Raw genomic sequence first — 19,076 nt, 5'->3', positions numbered from 1 at the left:
GCAATGCCCAGCCCACCGCGCCCGGACAAACGCCGATTGCCGCTGCACGTGCATATCAGCGTGATGTTCACCCTGTTGCTGCTGTTCACGGGCGTTGTGCTGGGTATTTTCAATTATCGACAAACCACCGAGATCATCCTCTCCAGCAGTGAGAAGCTGTTCGAACGCATAGACCAGGACGTGCGCAGGGACCTGCAAACCACCTACCAGCCCATTCGACGATTGCTCAGCCTGTTGGCAGAAAGCGCCGCGATCCAGGGAACAGACCTGGCGCACCGGCTGCCCCTGCTCAAACCCTTCAGCCAATCCCTGAGGGACAATACCGAGCTGGCATCGCTGTACGTCGGTTATGCCGATGGCGATTTTTTCATGGTCCGCCCATTACGCAGCGATGCCCTGAAAAAAACCCTGCAGGCGCCTGATGCAGCCGCCTTTCAGGTCTGGAGCATCGATCGTGACATCCTCACCGGGCAAACCCGCTCACAATCACTGTTCTATGACGCGACACTGAACCAGATCGGGCGCCTGGATAATCCGCAGGAGGCCTATGACCCTCGCACCCGGGCCTGGTTCGACCGGGCCAACAGCAGCGAAGAACAGATCACCACTGAACCCTACATCTTCTTTTCGACCCACAACATCGGCACGACGCTCGCCCGCCACAGCGGCCCCAATGCCGTGGTGGGCGCCGACCTGACCCTGGCCCAGCTGTCCGCCACCCTGGCCAAGCACCAGGTAACACCCGGCACCGAAGTCGTGCTGTTCGATGGCGACGGCAATGCCGTCGCCTACCCCGACAGCCGCAAGCTGATCATCGATGATCAAAAGGCCCACCTGGCCAAGGTCAAGGACTTGAGCCCGGCCCTGGCAGCCCTGTTTATGCACCCGGCCAGTGGCAATCGCCTGGAGGTCGGCAACCGCCAATGGATCTTTGCTCGCAGCAGCATCCAGGAAGGTGGCCCGCGGGGACTGAACCTGGCAGTGATGGTTCCCGAAGAGGAGTTGCTGGTCGATGCCTATCGAATGCGCTGGCAGGGCGCCCTACTGACCCTGGCCATCTTGTTACTGTGTGTGCCACTGGGCTGGCTGACCTCGCGTATCCTGGTCAAGCCATTACGGGCTCTGGTGCAGGAAGCCGACGCGATTCGCAGTTTTGATTTCAACTACCCGGTTGCACGCCGCTCGCCGGTGCTGGAAGTCGACCAACTCAGCGTCTCCATGGCGCGCATGAAAGCGACCCTGGCCAGCTTCTTTGAAATCACCGACAGCCTATCGGCGGAAACCCGCTTCGAGCCGCTGCTGCTTCGAGTCCTGGCGGAAACCGTGAAGATAGGCCAGGCCCAGGCGGGACTGATATACCTGCGGGAAAATGAAGGCAACCGCCTCCAGCCCCATGGCTTGTTCATCGAGGGTGAATCACGCGACCTTTCGGCATTCAACGTCAAGAGTCATGATCCTGACGACACGCAGGCCCCTGCCTGGCTGCACCCACTGGCGAGCCAGAACGCCCTGGTGACGACTCTGGGATTCGAGCAGGCAGGCGATCTGCAAAGTGTAATGCTGGCGCTGCAGTGCCCCAGCGTGCACCTGATCGGCATTCGCCTGCACAATCGCCATAACGAAACCGTCGGCGTGCTGATCCTGTTGCTGGCCGACAGCGGTGCGCAAGCGGACCTCGAAAAGCTGCGCCCTGACCGGATCGCCTTTATCCAGGCGGTCTCCGGCGCTGCGGCCGTGAGCATCGAAAGCCAGCGCCTGCAGCACAAGCAAAAACAGCTGCTGGACGCCTTCATTCAGTTGTTGGCAGGAGCGATCGATGCCAAGAGCCCCTATACCGGCGGCCACTGCCAACGGGTACCCGCCCTGACCCTGATGCTCGCCCAGGCCGCCGCCGCCAGCCGGGCCCCGGAATTCGAACGCTACAACCCCACCGACGATGAATGGGAAGCGCTGCACATTGCCGCCTGGTTGCACGACTGTGGAAAAGTCACCACACCTGAATACGTGGTCGACAAAGCCACCAAGCTTGAGACCCTCACCGACCGCCTGCATGAAATCCGCACCCGCTTCGAAGTACTCAAGCGCGATGCCTGGATCGACTACTGGCAAGGGCTCGCCCAAGGTGGCGACGGGCAGACACTGGCTGTAACGCGCGACGCCAGCCTCGCCGCCCTCGACGACGACTTTGCCTTTGTCGCCCGCAGTAACCTGGGGGGCGAGGCCATGGTCGAAGGCGACCTGCAACGGCTGCACAACATTGCCCAACGCACCTGGACCCGCACGCTGGATGACCGGCTGGGGCTGTCCTGGGAGGAGAACCGCCGCCAGGCTCGCACCCCGACTCCCGTGCTGCCGGTCAGCGAGCCGCTGCTGGCGGATAAACCCGAACACCTGTTCGAACGCAACAGTGCCGAGCTAATGCCCGCGGACAATCCCTGGGGCTTCAAACTCGACGTTCCGCCGCACAAATACAACCGTGGCGAGCTGTACAACCTGAGCATCACCCGCGGCACGCTGACCTGCGAGGAGCGCTACATCATCAACCATCACATGGTGCAGACGATCCTGATGCTCAGCCACCTGCCCTTCCCCGGGCACTTAAGCAACGTCATGGAAATTGCCGCCGGGCATCACGAAAAAATGGACGGCACCGGCTATCCGAGACGACTCACACGGGAACAGATGAGCCTGCCGGCGCGGATGATGGCGATTGCCGATATTTTCGAAGCGCTGACTGCCGCAGACCGCCCCTACAAGAAGGCCAAGACCCTCAGTGAGGCTCTCGGCATCATGGCGTTCATGTGCCGTGATGCCCATATCGACCCGCAGCTGTTTGCCCTGTTTATCGAGGAACAGATCTATCAGCAGTACGCCGACAGATACCTCGACCCGGTACAAATCGATGCCGTGGACCGACAAAGCCTGCTCGCCAAAGCAGGCCTGGTTAGCTGATCAGCAGTCGGTCAGGCGCAGGAAGATCGCGGCCAGTTGCTCGATACCGGCCTGGTCAGCGACGCTGAAGCGCGCCAGTGACGGGCTATCCAGGTCCAGCACGCCGATCAGTCGACCGTCCTTGACCAGTGGCACCACCAACTCACTGTTCGAAGCGCTGTCACAGGCAATATGCCCGGCGAACGCATGCACATCCTCCACGCGCTGGGTGGTCAGCGTGGCCGCTGCAGCGCCACAAACACCGCGACCAAAGGGGATCCGCACGCAGGCTATCTGGCCCTGGAACGGCCCGAGCACCAACTCTTCATTGCGATTCAGGTAGAAGCCGGCCCAGTTCAGGTCATCGAGTTGATTGAACAGGAACGCCGAGAACTGCGCGGCATTGGCAATAAAATCTCGCTCATCGGCCAGCAACGACTCCAGCTGTGCGCACAGCAGGCCATAACCCTCCAGGCCTGCGCCGCTGTTTTGCAAATCAATCATGCCTGCTGCTCCAACAGTTTGAGCCCGACCCAATAGCGGGCGAACTGATAGGCGCATCGCCCGTTGCGGTTACCACGGCCAGTAGCCCAGCGCACCGCGAGGATTTCCAGCTCTTCATCCCGTTGCCAGGCCAGGCCGGCCTTGGTGGCCAACTCGCCGACCCAGTGTTCGACCACGTTGAGGAAGTGCTCCTGGGTAAACGGGTAGAACGACAGCCACAGGCCAAAACGATCCGACAGCGCGATCTTGTCCTCCACCGCCTCACTGGGGTGCAGCTCACCGTCGACCCTTTTCCAGTTCTCGTTATCGCTCTCCTTTTCCGGCACCAGGTGACGCCGGTTGGAGGTGGCATACAACAGGACATTGTCCGGGGCCTGCTCCAGCGAGCCGTCGAGCACACTCTTGAGTACTCGGTAATCGCCCTCGCCCGCCTCGAAGGACAGGTCGTCACAAAACAGCACGAAGCGTTGCGGCAGCTTGGCAACCTGCTCGACCACCCGCGGCAGGTCCGCCAGGTGATCTCGCTCGATCTCGATCAAGCGCAGCCCGCCCTTGGCATGCTCGGCCAACAGCGCGCGCACCAGCGAAGACTTGCCCGTCCCTCGCGAGCCCCAGAGCAGGGCATGGTTGGCGGGCATGCCATCGAGGAACTGGCGCGTATTGCGGCCCAACTGTTCCAGTTGCTTGTCGACCCCGATCAGGTCGCTCAGGCGCATATCCAGACTGACCTCAAGTGGCAGCAGAAAACCGCTGCGTCCCTCACGCTGCCAGCGGGCAGCCAGGCATTGTGTCCAGTCGATGGCACTGCGTGGCGCTGGCAGCAGCGGCTCGATACGAGCCAGAACCGCATCAGCGCGTTCAAGAAAGGCATTCAATCGAGAGTCCACGTCTTCTCCTCAAGGCAGTTCACAGTAATGATGGGCAGACCAACCCGCTCCTGGCGCCAGACACCGTCCCGGGTCGCGAGCCAGAGCGCTGCACGCGTCGGCAAAACCCGGTAACGTTCAGCTATGCTTGGCCCAGAAGGGAAACGAAAGTGGCTGCGCACCCAATGGATATCAAGTTCACCAACCGCCTGTCCTACAAGCAAGCCAAGCTCACCGTGCTGGTCGGTTTTGTCCTGGGTATGCTGCTGAGTCTGCTGCAGATAGGCATCGATTATGCCAGCGAAGATGCTTCCATCAACCGGGAAATATTGTCCCTGCTGGAAATCAGCCACAGTCCCGCCTCCCGGATCGCCTACAACATCGACGCCGAACTGGCCCAGGAGTTGACGCTTGGCCTGTTGCGCTCACCTGCGGTGATAGGCGCGCAACTGACCGACAATAACAATACCGTGCTGGCCAATGTCAAACGCGCCCCTTCGGCCAGTACCTACCGAGTGATCAGCGACTTCCTGTTTGGTGCCGATCGCCAGTTCAAGGAGCGGTTGTTCCTCGAACATCTGCCCGATGAATCCCTTGGCACACTGGCACTGGAAGTCGATACCTACGCCTTCGGCAGCCGTTTCTTGCGTCGGGCCGAAGTCACCCTGCTCAACGGTTTCGCCCGCAGCCTGATCCTCAGCGGCATTCTCCTGGCATTATTTTATGTGATGCTGACCAAGCCGCTGGTACGGGTCATCCGCGAGCTGAGCGAGCGTGACCCGCGCATCGCCGAGCAACCACCGCTGGAATGCCCGGTGCACCATCACAACGATGAAATCGGGGTGCTGGTCAGGGTGGCCAACCAGCAGTTCGAAAGCATGACCACGGAAATCCAGCAGCGGCGCGCCGCCGAAAATCGCCTGACTGACTACCTCGGGCAACTGGAGTCCATCGTTTCGTCGCGCACCGCCGAGCTGAAAGCGATCAATCGGCGCCTGACGGCCTCCAACGAGGAACTGCAGATCGCGCGCCAGACAGCCTTGGACATGGCGCAGGCGCGCTCGGTGTTCCTGGCCAACATGAGCCATGAAATCCGCACGCCCCTCAACGGCCTGCTGGGCATGATCGCCTTGTCCCTCGACAGCCCGTTGAATGCCGAGCAGCGCCAGCAACTGGCGATTGCCCACGACTCCGGCAAAGTGCTGGTAGAACTGCTCAACGATATTCTCGACCTGTCGAAATTCGATGCCGGCCAACTGGAACTCGAACACATTCCCTTCGACCTCGGCTCATTGATCGAAGACACCGCCAACCTGCTCTCGCAGAACGCTGCACCCAGCGTCGAGCTGACCTGCCTGATCGATCCGCAGTTTCCCGCCCAGGTGATTGGCGACCCGACACGGGTTCGGCAAATCGTCAGTAACCTGCTATCCAACGCCCTCAAATTCACTCGTTTCGGCCGGGTCGATGTGCGCCTCTGTACACGGGAGGATGGCGTCAGGATCGAAGTCTGCGACACCGGTATCGGCATCGCCCAGGATGCCCAGGTCAAGATCTTCCAACCCTTTACCCAGGCTGGCGCCGGCATTACCCGTCAGTTCGGCGGCACCGGGCTGGGGCTGGCCCTGACCTTCAACCTGTGCAACGCCATGCAGGGCCGACTGAGCATCAGTTCGGAGTCGGGTTTTGGCAGCCAGTTCTGCGCCGACCTGCCACTGCCAGCGCACACTCGCGCCACACCGCCGGCTCGCCTGCACGGCAAGGTCGTGGCCATCACGTCGGCCAGCAGTGGCCTGGCCGAGCTGTTGCGCAGCCTGTTGCCCGGATGGGGCCTGGATTACCAACAGCGCAGCCTCGATGACTCACTGCACGACCTGGACCCCGATGTACTGATTACTGACTGCCCACCCTGCCTGTTCGAATTGCGCTCGAGGTTCGCCGCACCGATCTTGCTGGTGACCGCCTACGGCAACTTCATGCCCAGCGAAGAAAGCGCCGCCCTTGCTCCTCTGCAGCAACAGGCCCGTCCACTGGCGCGCAATGCGCTGTACCAGACCTTGCGTCGCGCCTTGAACATGGAAAACGTTGGGGATAGCCCAACGCCCGATCACTCGCCGTCACCTCCACGCCGGGGGCGAATCCTGTTGGTGGAAGACAACCCGGTCAATCAGCTGGTGGCCAAAGGCATGCTGAGCAAACTGGGCAGCGACGTGATTGTGGTGTCCCACGGCGCCGAGGCGCTCGACCAACTGGAACTCGGCCACTTTGACCTGGTGCTGATGGACTGCAACATGCCGGTCATGGACGGTTATGAAGCCAGCCGGCACATCCGGCGCAGCGGTCGTTGGCCGGACCTGCCGATCGTCGCCTTGACCGCCAATGCCATGCCCGAGGAACGGGAGCGCTGTCGCGCGGCCGGGATGAACGATTACCTGGCCAAGCCCTTTCGCCGCGAAGAACTGGCCGCGCTGCTGGACCTGTGGATACCGCTCAGGAAAGCCCCTTGATCTGCTCCAGCAACTGATCGAGGCCCGCGCGCAATTGCGTCAGTTGCTGCAGGTCGAAGCCGCTGTCGCACAATAATCTGGACTTCAGCGGCCCCACCTGTTCACGCAGGGCAACACCGGCTGGCGACAAACTCAGGTGCACTTCGCGCTCGTCCCGGGCCGAGCGCTGGCGCTGGACGAACTGCATCTGCTGCAGGCGCTTGAGCAAGGGCGTCAGGGTTCCGGAATCCAGCGCCAGGCGTTCGCCCAACGCCTTGACCGTGGGTTGCTCGGGCGGCTGTTGCTGCCACTCCCATAACACCAGCATCACCAGGTACTGCGGATAGGTCAGGCCCAGGGGCTCGAGCAAGGGCTTGTAGCCCCGGATCACCGCCCTGGAGGCCGCGTACAGCTTGAAGCAGAGCTGGTCATCCAGTGCCAGAGAATCAACGGACAGATCATTCATTTGAGCAGTGCTTCAATCTCGCGCGTCAGGTCTTGCGGCTTGGTCGCGGGGGCAAAACGCTTGACCAGCTTGCCGTCCTGACCGATCAGGAATTTGGTGAAGTTCCATTTGATGCCCTGGGACCCCAACACGCCGGGAGCGCGCTTCTTCAACTGGACAAACAGCGGATGGGCGTCGCTGCCATTGACGTCGATCTTTTTGAACAGCGGAAAGCTGACACCGAAATTCAGTTCGCAGAACTCTGAGATTGCCCCCTCGTTGCCCGGCTCCTGCTTGCCGAACTGATTGCAGGGAAAACCGAGCACCACCAGGCCTTGATCCTTGTAGGTCTGCCACAACGCTTCCAGTCCCTTGTACTGCGGGGTAAAGCCACATTTGCTGGCTGTGTTGACCACCAGCACCGCCTTGCCGGCGTAATCGGCAAGGGTCTTTTGTTCCCCTTTGATCGTGGTACACGGGATGTCGAGCAGGTTGTCGGTCATGGGACGGGCTCCGAATAATAGGCAGATACAATAAACATAGCGAGCAATTGAATTGCACGCAACTTAATTGGCCGAAAACCGACCGGGAGTACCGGCTGGCTAACGGGGTTGGCTGCCTGCAACAGACCTTCGCCAGCCAGCCAGAACCTGCCTCAGTCGTGCGGCACCAGGTCCAGGCACACGGAGTTGATGCAGTAACGCAGGCCGGTAGGCGGCGGACCATCCGGGAACACATGCCCCAGGTGCGCCTCACATTTGGCGCAGACCACTTCGGTGCGGATCATGCCGTGGCTGACATCGCGGATCTCAACCATGGCGCTCGCGCCGATCGGCTCGTAGAAACTTGGCCAGCCGCAGCCGGAATCGAACTTTGCCCGGGAGTCGAACAGCGGCTCGTTGCAGCAGATGCAATGATAGACACCCGCGGTCTTCGTCGCGTTGTACTTGCCCGAGAACGGTCGCTCGGTGCCCTTGAGACGGCACACGTTGTACTGCTCTGGATCGAGCATGGCCCGCCATTCTTCCAGGGTTTTCTGGATCTTTTCCATTGTCCTACCTCAGCAACTGAAAAAGCCCGATCTGTACCTTTTCCACGGATCGGGCGGCACGTATGATTGCGCCTCGTCAAACGCCAGTCTGGCAGCCGCGTTACACGCATTCAAACGGATTTTGGTGCACCGCTCCGAGGCGCCGGGCTCGTGTGAGAACGCAGGATTCCCAGTACGGTAGTTCATACAACGTCTGGATCGTTCATTTTCGGGAACACATCGCCATGCAGGTCAGCAAATCGAACAAGCTCGCCAACGTCTGTTATGACATTCGCGGCCCGGTGCTCAAGCACGCCAAACGCCTGGAAGAGGAAGGCCATCGCATCCTCAAGCTGAACATCGGCAACCCGGCGCCCTTTGGTTTCGAAGCGCCTGATGAAATCCTCCAGGACGTTATCCGCAACCTGCCGACCGCCCAGGGCTACAGCGACTCCAAAGGCCTGTTCAGCGCACGCAAGGCCGTCATGCAGTACTACCAGCAGAAGCAGGTCGAAGGTGTCGGTATCGAGGACATCTACCTGGGCAACGGCGTTTCCGAGCTGATCGTGATGTCGATGCAGGCCTTGCTCAACAACGGCGACGAAGTGCTGGTGCCGGCGCCCGATTACCCGCTGTGGACGGCTGCGGTAAGCCTGGCCGGCGGCAACCCGGTGCATTACCTGTGCGACGAACAGGCCGACTGGTTCCCAGACCTGGCAGACATCAAGGCCAAGATCACCCCCAACACCAAAGCCCTGGTGATCATCAACCCGAACAACCCGACCGGCGCGGTGTACTCGCGCGAAGTCCTGCTGGGCATGCTCGAACTGGCGCGCCAGCACAACCTGGTGGTGTTCTCCGACGAGATCTACGACAAGATCCTCTACGACGATGCTGTGCATATCTGCACCGCCTCACTGGCCCCGGACCTGCTGTGCCTGACCTTCAACGGTCTGTCCAAGTCCTACCGGGTGGCGGGTTTCCGTTCCGGCTGGATCGCCATCTCCGGGCCCAAGCAACACGCCCAGAGCTACATCGAAGGCATCGACATGCTGGCCAACATGCGCCTGTGTGCCAACGTGCCGAGCCAGCATGCGATCCAGACGGCACTGGGTGGCTACCAGAGCATCAACGACCTGGTGCTGCCACAGGGCCGGTTGCTGGAACAACGCAACCGCACCTGGGAGCTGCTCAATGACATTCCCGGAGTCAGTTGCGTGAAGCCGATGGGCGCGCTGTACGCCTTCCCGCGGATCGATCCGAAAATCTGCCCGATCCACAATGACGAAAAATTCGTGCTCGACCTGCTGCTCTCGGAAAAACTGCTGGTGGTGCAAGGCACGGCATTCAACTGGCCGTGGCCCGACCATTTCCGTGTCGTGACCCTGCCCCGCCTCGACGACCTGGACATGGCCATCGGCCGGATCGGTAACTTCCTGAAATCCTATCGCCAGTAAATGACCTGTCGCCGAGGCGGGTAGCAACCCGTCCTCGGTGATTGATTCAGCAACATATCCCCCCGCCTTTCGACTACTCTCTGCCCCTTGTGTGCTGGCGCTCGCTCGCTTGTGGCTGCAAGCCAACAATCACGGGCGTTGCGCAGGAAAAAACTGGCCCAATATTGCTTGAAGCAATACCAGAAATGTCCTGCAACCTAGTGGAATCTGGCTGTAGGACACAGTTTGAAATAGTCACCCGGTTGAATAGCCCGGTGCAGCACCTTATATACCCCGCAGTAAGCTACATCTTTAGCATGAGGAGATTTCTACAACCATGATGCGCATCCTGCTGTTTTTGGCCACTAACCTGGCGGTCGTGCTGATTGCCAGCATCACCCTGAGCCTTTTCGGCTTCAACGGGTTCATGGCGGCCAACGGGGTTGATCTCAACCTCAATCAGCTGCTGATTTTCTGTGCGGTCTTTGGTTTCGCCGGTTCCCTGTTCTCGCTGTTCATCTCCAAGTGGATGGCGAAGATGAGCACCAGCACCCAAATCATCAGCCAGCCGCGCACTCGCCATGAACAATGGTTGCTGCAAACCGTTGAGCAACTGTCCCGCGAAGCCGGGATCAAGATGCCCGAAGTCGGTATTTTCCCGGCTTACGAGGCCAACGCGTTTGCCACCGGTTGGAACAAGAACGATGCACTGGTCGCAGTCAGCCAGGGCTTGCTCGAACGTTTCTCGCCGGACGAAGTGAAAGCGGTCCTGGCCCACGAGATCGGCCACGTGGCCAACGGTGACATGGTCACTCTGGCGCTGGTCCAGGGCGTGGTGAACACCTTCGTGATGTTCTTTGCGCGGATCATCGGCAACTTTGTCGACAAGGTGATCTTCAAGAACGAAGAAGGCCAAGGCATCGCCTACTACATCGCGACCATCTTCGCTGAATTGGTCCTGGGCTTCCTGGCCAGCTCGATCGTCATGTGGTTTTCGCGCAAACGTGAGTTCCGTGCGGACGAAGCCGGTGCCCGCCTGGCCGGTACCAGTGCCATGATCGGCGCCCTGCAGCGCCTGCGCTCGGAGCAAGGCCTGCCGGTGCACATGCCGGACACCCTGAATGCCTTCGGCATCAACGGTGGCCTCAAGCAAGGGTTCGCTCGCATGTTCATGAGCCACCCGCCGCTGGAAGAGCGTATCGACGCACTGCGTCGTCGCGGTTGATCCGTCTGGCGTAACAACAAAAAAGGCCCGCAGCGATGCGGGCCTTTTTTATATGTCTTGAGTGGGGAGTTGCTGCCTACGCGCGATGAGACAGGCATAGGCAACTGCGGACTAACGGGGGGAAATCCGGTACACCCGCTCCACAAGCCGTGTCACCCCGGCCCGCAGGAACTTCCAGCTCTCACCCAGCACATCCTGCTCCTGCAGCATGTGCAGGCGCCAGAAGCATCCCCAAGACCGCTGCACCTCATTATCCTCCACAGCAAACGGTGGTCCTGGCAACTGCGCCTGATCGTAATCCAGAGTAATCAGCAACCCCCGCAACTCGGCCGGCAAGATCTGCTGCAGATGCGCGCCATAACGCTCGCGCATTGGTGGCGGCAAGGCGATCAGTGCCGCGCGATCGTACAGCGCAGCACAATCAGCCACATCGCGCGCCGTCAGCGCAAAAAAATCGCCGCACCACAGCTCAATGGCCCCGGCACGATAGACCTTGAACGCGCCCGCATCACTTACCTCTGGCGCTAACTGCTGCTCGCTGAAAAAGTCTTCGACAGCCGTTTGCGAAAGTTCGATCCCGAGCACCTGGTGCCCCTGCCCTGCCAGCCACAGCAGGTCCAGGCTCTTGCCACACAACGGGACTAGCACACGTGCCCGCGCAGGGATCGCCAGCTCCGGCCAGTGCCGCTGCAAATACGGATTGACTTGCGGCAGGTGAAAACCGATCTGGTTCGAAGCCCACTTCTTGTGCCAAAACTCCGGCTGCATAAATCACCCTGAAAATTCGATCAATAAGCTCTAAAACTTATATTAGATTTAGATCAATGATCTGACTGAAGATGTAGTCATCTTACCGCTCAGGACCTCCTCCATGTTCCCCAGCCTGTTTATCTCCCACGGCTCACCGATGCTGGCACTGGAACCAGGCGCCAGCGGGCCGGCACTGGCGCGCCTGGCCAGCGAGCTGCCAACCCCCAAGGCCATCGTGATTGTCTCCGCGCACTGGGAAAGTCGGGACCTGCGGGTCAGTAGCGGCACCCAGCCAGAAACCTGGCACGACTTTGGTGGCTTTCCTGCCGCCCTCTTCGCCGTGCAATACCCCGCACCCGGCCAGCCAGAGTTGGCGGCACAGGTCGCCGAACTGCTCAAGACTGACGGCCTGCCGGCACAACTGGACGGGCAACGCCCGTTCGATCATGGGGTCTGGGTGCCGTTGTCGCTGATGTATCCGCAGGCCGACATCCCCGTGGTGCAGGTGTCACTGCCAAGCCACGCCGGCCCGGCACTGCAGACTCGGATCGGCCATGCGCTGGCCAACCTGCGCCAACAAGGCGTGCTGTTGATCGGCTCCGGCAGCATCACCCACAACCTGCGAGAGTTGGACTGGCATGCCGGCCCGGAGAGCATCGAACCCTGGGCCCGTGAGTTCCGTGACTGGATGATCGACAAGCTGGCGGCCGACGATGAAGCGGCGCTGCATGATTACCGCCAACAGGCGCCCAACGCGGTGCGCAGTCACCCGAGTGACGAGCACTTGTTGCCGCTGTATTTTGCCCGCGGTGCCGGCGGCGAGTTCAGCGTGGCGCACACAGGTTTTACCCTGGGCGCACTGGGCATGGACATCTATCGTTTTGGCTGACCACTGAACCTGGAAAGCAAACAGCAGGCAAAAAAAATCCCCGAACCAGTCGGGGATTTTTTATCGTAGATCAATCAGCCCAAGGGCGGATTAATCTTCGCGGTAGCGACGCAGTTTCAGCTGCTTACCGGCAACACGAGTATCCTTCAGCTTGGTCAGCAGTTTCTCCAGACCATCTTCCGGCAGCTCTACCAGCGAGAAGCTGTCACGCACCTGGATGCGACCGATTGCTTCGCGAGCCAGGCCACCCTCGTTAAGGATGGCGCCCAACAGGTTCTTGGCAGCGATACCGTCACGCGCACCCAGCGCGGTACGGCAACGAGCACGACCTTCGGCCAGCGGGATCGGTGCACGACGCTCACGATCACCACGGTCCGGACGATCACCAGTACGCTCTGGACGGTCGCCACGTGGTGCATTGTTCGGCACCAGTGGACGCTCCTTCTCGATCGCGGCCAGGGTCAGCGCTTGACCGTTGGTAGCCTTGCGCAGCAGGGCTGCGGCCAGGGCACGTGGGCTGCAACCGATATCGGCGGTCAGGCGATCAAGCAGATCACCGTGGGTCGATTCGGCATCGGCAACCAGCGGCGCCAGGCTGTTGGTCAGTTTCTTGATGCGCGCATCGAGAACTGCCTGGGCGTCCGGCAGGCGAACTTCAGCAACTTTCTGCCCGGTTACACGCTCGATCACTTGCAGCATGCGGCGCTCACGAGGAGTCACCAGCAGCAGTGCACGACCTTCGCGACCCGCACGGCCGGTACGGCCGATACGGTGAACGTAGGATTCCGGATCGTACGGCATGTCAACGTTGAACACGTGAGTGATGCGCGGAACGTCCAGGCCACGAGCAGCAACGTCGGTCGCCACAACGATGTCCAGACGGCCATCCTTGAGGGAGTCGATCACGCGTTCACGTTGGTTCTGGGCAATGTCGCCGTTCAGCGCAGCGGCTTTGTAGCCTTTGGCTTCCAGGGCGCTGGCCAGGTCCAGGGTCGCTTGCTTGGTGCGCACGAACATGATCAGGGCGTCGAAATCTTCCACTTCCAGCAGGCTCAATACAGCCGAGGTATTCTGGTCAGCGTGAACCAACAGGTGAGCCTGTTCGATCGCGGTAACGGTCTGGGTCTTGGTCTGGATCTTCACGTGTTGCGGATCGCGCAGGTGGCGCTCGGCAATGGCACGGATCGACTGCGGCAAGGTAGCCGAGAACAATACGGTCTGACGGGTAGCTGGCAATGCCTTGAAGATAACTTCCAGGTCATCCATGAAGCCCAGCTTGAGCATTTCGTCAGCTTCGTCGAGAACCAGGTGGTTCACGGTCGACAGGACTTTCTCGTCGCGACGCAGGTGGTCGCACAGACGGCCCGGGGTGGCGACAACAATCTGTGCGCCATTACGGATTGCTTTCAATTGTGGGCCCATCGGCGCGCCGCCGTAGACAGCCACAACAGTTACGCCTGGCATTTGCTTGGCGTAGGTTTCAAAAGCAGTTGCAACTTGCAGCGCCAACTCTCGGGTTGGCGCCAGGATCAGGGCTTGCGGCTCGCGCTTGGCAGGATCGATGCAGTGCAGGATAGGCAGGGCGAACGCGGCGGTTTTACCGGTACCGGTTTGCGCCTGGCCAATCATGTCTTGGCCGGCCATGATGATCGGGATCGATTGCTGCTGAATAGCCGAAGGCTCTTCGTAGCCGGTCGCGATGACGGCTGCCAGAATATTCGGATTAAGATTAAAAGCGGCGAAGCCGCCGGTTTCCTGGGTCATGGGTCTGCCTCTAAGTGCATCCGCAAAGACCCATGCTCCAAAGCTGCGCGTGCCGTGTTGAGACTCAAGAGTCGCCCTGGCAGCTTTGTCGGCGGGGATTTGCGAAAACGAATGAATGAAAAGAATCGTCAAGGAAGAGTCCGCAGTGCGGACGTGCAGCCGAAGCTGACTTCGGGGAATTGCTCTACCTAAACGCGGCCCGGCTAAAGGCCGGCGCGCACTATACCGGAATTAGCTGAAAAAGGGAGCTTTTTTTATCGAAAAAAGCCTGTGAACGCAGGACTGTCACAGCTTTTGCGGATATTCGCGCGACAGTCTATTTTTCAAAGGCCCGGCCCTGCTGGTCATGGCGCTTAAACGGTTCATCTTGCGGGCCGGGACCTTTGGTCCGATGCCTCCTTTCCCTCCGAGGATTTACTCCATGAATCAACCGGATAAGAGTCGTGTCAGCCGAGAACGACAGGGGCATGTGCTGTTGATCGGGCTGGATCGGGTCGCCAAGCGCAACGCATTCGACCTCGACCTGCTGAACGCCTTGAGCCTGGCCTATGGCGAGTTCGAGGCCGACTCCCAGGCCCGGGTTGCCGTGGTATTTGCCCATGGCGAGCACTTTACCGCCGGCCTCGACCTGGTGAGTGCCAGCGGCGCACTGGCCAAGGGTTGGCAGGTTCCGACCGGCGGCTGCGATCCGTGGGGAGTATTCGTCGGACCCAGGGTCAGCAAGCCGGTGATTGTAGCCGCCCACGGGTATTGCCTGACCATCGGTATCGAGTTGATGCTGGCGGCGGACATCAACCTGTGCGCCAGCAACACCCGCTTTGCACAGATGGAGGTCCAGCGCGGGATCTTTCCCTTCGGCGGCGCCACCTTGCGCCTGCCTCGACTGTCGGGCTGGGGCAATGCCATGCGCTGGTTGTTGACCGGTGACGAGTTCGACGCCCACGAAGCGTTGCGCCTGGGACTGGTGCAGGAGGTCATGGCCAGCGAGGACCTGTTGCCACGCGCCATTGAACTGGCTGAACGCATCGCCCGACAGGCACCGCTGGGGGTTCAGGCGACATTACAGTCGGCGCGCCAGGCCCACCTCGAGGGTGAAGCCGCGGCGGCAGCGAGTTTGCCGGCGTTGGCCAAGGAGCTGTTGAACAGCGAGGACGCCAAGGAAGGCGTGCGATCATTGATCGAGAAGCGCCCGGCCATTTTCAAAGGATGTTAACCCCCTGGCGCTCCATCAGGTGGCTGGGCGAATGGCCTTGATCAGGTTCTGCAACGAGTAACCCAGGCGCGGGGCCAGGGCTTCGGCGCGGGCGCTCAACCCGTGCATGTCCAGTTCCTGGTCGAGCTCCGCTGGCACGATCAGGATCACATTGCCCTCCTTCACCGGCAGCTCCCAGTAATGGCGGTGATAAAGCCCGCGCAGCAACGCCGCACCCAATGGCTTGCCATCATCGGTCGCCCATTGGTTGATCACCAGCCAACCGCCCGGATTCAGGCGTTTCTGGCAGTTTTCCAGGAAATTCCACGCCAGATGCCCGACACCCGGCCCGACATCGGTGTAGAGGTCGACGAAGATCAAATCCGCAGGCTCGGCGGTTTCCAGCAGATCGAGCGCATCGCCGATGCGGATGTACAGGCGCGGGTCATCGTCCAGGCCCAGGTACTCGATGGCCAGGCGCGGTACGTCCGGGCGCAGTTCAATGGCTTCTACGTCTTCCAGCGGCAGGAACTTCAGGCAGGCCTGGGTCAAGGTACCGGCACCCAGCCCAAGGAACAGCGCGCTGTCCGGCTGCTCGTGGCACAGCGCGCCAATCAGCATGGCGCGAGTGTAGTCATACTCCAGCCAGCTCGGGTCGGCGGTGAACACGCAGCTCTGCTCGATGGCGTCGCCAAATTCGAGGAAGCGGTAATCCGCCACTTCCAGCACCCGGATCATGCCGAACTCATCGTGCACTTCGGCGAGCAGATGCTCGACGCGCTCCTCAGTCATTTCGTCTCCTGGTCGTTGCCCGGCCAGTCACCAGACAACGTTATCATTCGTTCCGCGTTAGGCGGCAAAGGCGCGATTGTCGGCCAAGCATCGCCAGCAGGTCACGTACTAATTGCTGATAACATGAGGTCCCGTGCGTAAACACTAGAGACCGTGATGAGCCAACCCTGGAGCCCTGACAGCTGGCGCGCCTTGCCGATCCAGCAACAACCCCACTACCCGGACGCGGCGCACCTGCATGCCGTCGAGCAAAGCCTGGCCAGTTATCCGCCCCTGGTGTTTGCCGGTGAGGCCCGGGAGTTGCGCCGTCAGTTTGCCGAGGTCACCGAAGGGCGTGCGTTTCTGTTGCAAGGCGGCGATTGCGCGGAGAGCTTTGCCGAGTTTTCGGCGGCGAAGATTCGCGACACCTTCAAAGTGCTGCTGCAAATGGCCATCGTCATGACCTTTGCCGCCGGCTGTCCAGTGGTCAAGGTCGGCCGGATGGCAGGGCAGTTCGCCAAGCCGCGCTCGGCCAACGACGAAACCATCGATGGCGTGACCCTGCCGGCCTATCGGGGTGACATCGTCAACGGCATCGGCTTCGACGAAAAAAGCCGGGTGCCGGACCCGGACCGCCTGCTGCAGTCATACCATCAGTCCACAGCCACCCTGAACCTGTTGCGCGCCTTCGCCCAGGGCGGTTTTGCCGACCTGCACCAGGTGCACAAGTGGAACCTGGACTTCATCGCCAACTCGGCTTTGGCAGAAAAGTACAGCCACCTGGCCAACCGTATCGATGAAACCCTGGCCTTCATGCGCGCCTGCGGTATGGACTCGTCACCGCAATTGCGCGAGACCAGCTTCTTCACCGCCCACGAAGCCCTGCTGCTCAATTACGAAGAAGCTTTCGTGCGGCGCGACAGCCTGACCAACGACTATTACGACTGCTCCGCCCACATGTTGTGGATCGGCGACCGCACTCGCCAGCTCGACGGCGCTCACGTCGAGTTCCTGCGCGGGGTCAACAACCCGATCGGGGTCAAGGTCGGCCCGACCATGAACACCGATGAGCTGATTCGTCTGATCGACGTGCTCAACCCGGAAAACGATCCGGGCCGCCTTAACCTGATCGCCCGCATGGGCGCGAACAAGGTCGGCGATCACCTGCCGCAGCTGATTCGTGCCGTGGAGCGTGAAGGCAAAAAGGTGCTCTGGAGCAGCGACCCGATGCACGGCAATACCATCAAGGCCAGCAGCGGCTACAAGACCCGGGATTTCGCGCAGATCCTCGGTGAGGTGAAGCAGTTCTTCCAGGTTCACCAGGCCGAAGGCACTTACGCTGGCGGTATTCACATCGAGATGACCGGTCAGAACGTCACCGAGTGCATTGGCGGCGCACGTCCGATCACCGAGGACGGCTTGTCGGACCGCTACCATACCCACTGCGATCCACGGATGAATGCCGATCAGTCGCTGGAGCTGGCGTTCCTGATCGCTGAAACCCTGAAGCAGGTTCGCCGCTAAGGTGGGCTACCCCCGGCCAACGCCACCCGCAACCGCGCCGCACTGGCGCGGGGGCAATTGAGTTGAATCTGCGCCAGGCCCAACCAGTTGGCCATCTTGCGCAAATTGTCCGCCAACGCCTGCATGCCCGCCTCATCGAGACCCGGTTGCTCTTCGTGCACCGCGTGCACCGCCAGCCGCCCCAACGCCCGCTCAGCCCGCAGATCGACCCGCGCAGCGATCCGCTCGTGGTGCAGAAACGGCAACACGTAATAGCCATACACCCGCTTGGCGGGTGGCGTATAGATTTCCAGGCGGTATCGGAAGTCGAACAGGCGCTCGGTCCGGCTGCGTTCCCAGATCAACGAATCAAAGGGCGAGAGCAAGGCACTGGCACTGACCCGGCGTGGGACTTTCGGCTCGGGCAAACAGTACGCCCGTTGCTTCCAGCCCTGCACTTCGCAGGCCTGCAACGCGCCATCCTCCACCAGTGCCGCCAACGCGCTGCGACACTGCGCCAGCTCCAGGCGAAAATAGTCGCGCAAGTCCGTCTCAGTCGCCACACCCAGTGCAGAGGCGGCGTGCAGGAGCAGTCCTCGTTGCGCATCTGCCTCGCTTGGCAGAGCAACACTGAGCACGGACGCGGGAATCACCCGTTCCGGCAGATCGTAGAGCCGCTCAAAACCGCGCCGCCCCGCCACCGTGACCTCTCCGGCAGCGAACAACCACTCCAACGCGTGTTTTTCCGCACTCCAGTCCCACCAGGGCCCTGCTCGCTCCTGGCGTGTCGACAAACTCCCAGCCCCCAACGCACCGAGCTCCTCGACCGAGGCCAGGACCCGGCGGATGGTGTCCTGCTGTTCCCGCCCGAAACGCGCCAATTGCTGATAGATGCCCTCGCCTTGCGCGGCCCGTTGCATCCGCCAGCGCAGCAACGGATACATCGACAACGGCAACAATGAGGCCTCATGCCCCCAGTATTCGAACAAGGTGCGCCGCCGCCCTTGACCCCAGGCGGCCTGATCAAGTAGCCCGGAGGAGTAGTCTCCAAGGCGCGAGAACAAGGGCAGGTAATGCGAGCGCACCAGCGCGTTGACCGAATCGATCTGCAGCACACCCAGACGCTCGATCAACCGATTGAGCTGGCTCGACTTGACCGCTGCTGGCGACTGACGCCCAGCGAAACCTTGGGCCGTCAGTGCCAGGCGCCTGGCTTGCTTGAGGGAAAAACACAGGGAGCCGGTCATGTAACCATCCTTGGTGAAGGTTTCCTCCACCTTAATA

Annotated in this window: 16 protein-coding genes; 7 read left to right on the top strand and 9 right to left on the bottom strand. The window is 60.9% G+C overall.

Features of this window, described 5'->3' with window-relative positions; genetic code table 11:
• Positions 1 to 3 precede the first annotated feature (3 nt).
• The gene (locus tag ACIOVD_RS14880) at positions 4 to 2,952 is read left to right on the top strand and encodes an HD domain-containing phosphohydrolase (protein WP_401128637.1); all 2,949 of its coding nucleotides are present in this window, start codon (positions 4 to 6) and stop codon (positions 2,950 to 2,952) included.
• Here the strand turns inward: ACIOVD_RS14880 and ACIOVD_RS14875 are convergent, their stop codons facing one another.
• Entirely contained in the window at positions 2,953 to 3,435 is a 483-nt protein-coding gene (locus ACIOVD_RS14875; protein ID WP_095168141.1) for a GAF domain-containing protein, read from the bottom strand.
• Entirely contained in the window at positions 3,432 to 4,322 is an 891-nt protein-coding gene (locus tag ACIOVD_RS14870; RefSeq protein WP_095168139.1) for an ATP-binding protein, read from the bottom strand. Before ACIOVD_RS14870 ends, ACIOVD_RS14875 begins: the two co-directional genes overlap by 4 nt.
• A gap of 164 nt (positions 4,323 to 4,486) precedes the next feature.
• Here ACIOVD_RS14870 and ACIOVD_RS14865 point away from each other — a divergent pair, with 164 nt between their 5' ends.
• A complete protein-coding gene (locus ACIOVD_RS14865; RefSeq protein WP_401128736.1) occupies positions 4,487 to 6,808 on the top strand; it encodes a response regulator in 2,322 nt (773 codons plus the stop codon).
• On the opposite strand, the gene ACIOVD_RS14860 is transcribed toward ACIOVD_RS14865, so the two are convergent.
• The 3 genes from ACIOVD_RS14860 to msrB all read right to left on the bottom strand — a co-directional run bounded on the left by ACIOVD_RS14860 (position 6,792) and on the right by msrB (position 8,283).
• Positions 6,792 to 7,253, bottom strand: coding sequence for a MarR family winged helix-turn-helix transcriptional regulator (locus ACIOVD_RS14860; protein WP_095168135.1), 462 nt, complete (start codon positions 7,251 to 7,253; stop codon positions 6,792 to 6,794). The genes ACIOVD_RS14865 and ACIOVD_RS14860 overlap by 17 nt on opposite strands.
• Positions 7,250 to 7,735, bottom strand: coding sequence for a glutathione peroxidase (locus ACIOVD_RS14855; RefSeq protein WP_095168133.1), 486 nt, complete (start codon positions 7,733 to 7,735; stop codon positions 7,250 to 7,252). The genes ACIOVD_RS14860 and ACIOVD_RS14855 overlap by 4 nt, the downstream gene beginning before the upstream one ends.
• A gap of 152 nt (positions 7,736 to 7,887) precedes the next feature.
• Entirely contained in the window at positions 7,888 to 8,283 is a 396-nt protein-coding gene (gene msrB, locus ACIOVD_RS14850; protein WP_401128631.1) for a peptide-methionine (R)-S-oxide reductase MsrB, read from the bottom strand.
• 224 nt (positions 8,284 to 8,507) lie between these two features.
• Between msrB and ACIOVD_RS14845 the strand changes: the two genes are divergently transcribed.
• Both ACIOVD_RS14845 and htpX read left to right on the top strand, forming a co-directional pair.
• A complete protein-coding gene (locus ACIOVD_RS14845; RefSeq protein ID WP_095168129.1) occupies positions 8,508 to 9,719 on the top strand; it encodes a pyridoxal phosphate-dependent aminotransferase in 1,212 nt (403 codons plus the stop codon).
• Between the two features lie 316 nt (positions 9,720 to 10,035).
• Positions 10,036 to 10,923: a protease HtpX gene (htpX, locus tag ACIOVD_RS14840; protein WP_095168127.1), complete on the top strand. Its 888-nt coding sequence runs from the start codon at positions 10,036 to 10,038 to the stop codon at positions 10,921 to 10,923.
• 111 nt (positions 10,924 to 11,034) lie between these two features.
• Here the strand turns inward: htpX and ACIOVD_RS14835 are convergent, their stop codons facing one another.
• Positions 11,035 to 11,691: a thiopurine S-methyltransferase gene (locus ACIOVD_RS14835; protein ID WP_401128626.1), complete on the bottom strand. Its 657-nt coding sequence runs from the start codon at positions 11,689 to 11,691 to the stop codon at positions 11,035 to 11,037.
• Positions 11,692 to 11,794: 103 nt separating this feature from the next.
• Between ACIOVD_RS14835 and ACIOVD_RS14830 the strand changes: the two genes are divergently transcribed.
• On the top strand, positions 11,795 to 12,562 hold the full coding sequence (locus ACIOVD_RS14830; RefSeq protein WP_095168124.1) for a class III extradiol ring-cleavage dioxygenase: 768 nt from the start codon (positions 11,795 to 11,797) through the stop codon (positions 12,560 to 12,562).
• A gap of 90 nt (positions 12,563 to 12,652) precedes the next feature.
• Here the strand turns inward: ACIOVD_RS14830 and ACIOVD_RS14825 are convergent, their stop codons facing one another.
• On the bottom strand, positions 12,653 to 14,326 hold the full coding sequence (locus tag ACIOVD_RS14825; protein WP_401128622.1) for a DEAD/DEAH box helicase: 1,674 nt from the start codon (positions 14,324 to 14,326) through the stop codon (positions 12,653 to 12,655).
• Between the two features lie 421 nt (positions 14,327 to 14,747).
• Between ACIOVD_RS14825 and ACIOVD_RS14820 the strand changes: the two genes are divergently transcribed.
• A complete protein-coding gene (locus tag ACIOVD_RS14820) occupies positions 14,748 to 15,539 on the top strand; it encodes a crotonase/enoyl-CoA hydratase family protein (RefSeq protein WP_401128619.1) in 792 nt (263 codons plus the stop codon).
• Positions 15,540 to 15,554: 15 nt separating this feature from the next.
• On the opposite strand, the gene ACIOVD_RS14815 is transcribed toward ACIOVD_RS14820, so the two are convergent.
• Complete coding sequence (locus ACIOVD_RS14815; RefSeq protein ID WP_159997285.1) at positions 15,555 to 16,310, bottom strand: spermidine synthase; 756 nt, start codon at positions 16,308 to 16,310, stop codon at positions 15,555 to 15,557.
• Positions 16,311 to 16,466: 156 nt separating this feature from the next.
• Between ACIOVD_RS14815 and ACIOVD_RS14810 the strand changes: the two genes are divergently transcribed.
• Positions 16,467 to 17,813 carry a class II 3-deoxy-7-phosphoheptulonate synthase gene (locus ACIOVD_RS14810; RefSeq protein ID WP_159997287.1) on the top strand — a complete coding sequence of 449 codons (1,347 nt, stop codon included), beginning with the start codon at positions 16,467 to 16,469 and terminating at the stop codon, positions 17,811 to 17,813.
• Here the strand turns inward: ACIOVD_RS14810 and ACIOVD_RS14805 are convergent.
• Positions 17,810 to 19,039: a winged helix-turn-helix domain-containing protein gene (locus tag ACIOVD_RS14805; RefSeq protein WP_401128614.1), complete on the bottom strand. Its 1,230-nt coding sequence runs from the start codon at positions 19,037 to 19,039 to the stop codon at positions 17,810 to 17,812. The two genes, ACIOVD_RS14810 and ACIOVD_RS14805, sit on opposite strands and share 4 nt — an antisense overlap.
• Positions 19,040 to 19,076 lie beyond the last annotated feature (37 nt).

Source organism: Pseudomonas sp. NPDC087626 (assembly GCF_044743405.1).
Classification (GTDB): domain Bacteria; phylum Pseudomonadota; class Gammaproteobacteria; order Pseudomonadales; family Pseudomonadaceae; genus Aquipseudomonas.
This window is presented reverse-complemented; position numbering and strand designations above follow the sequence as displayed.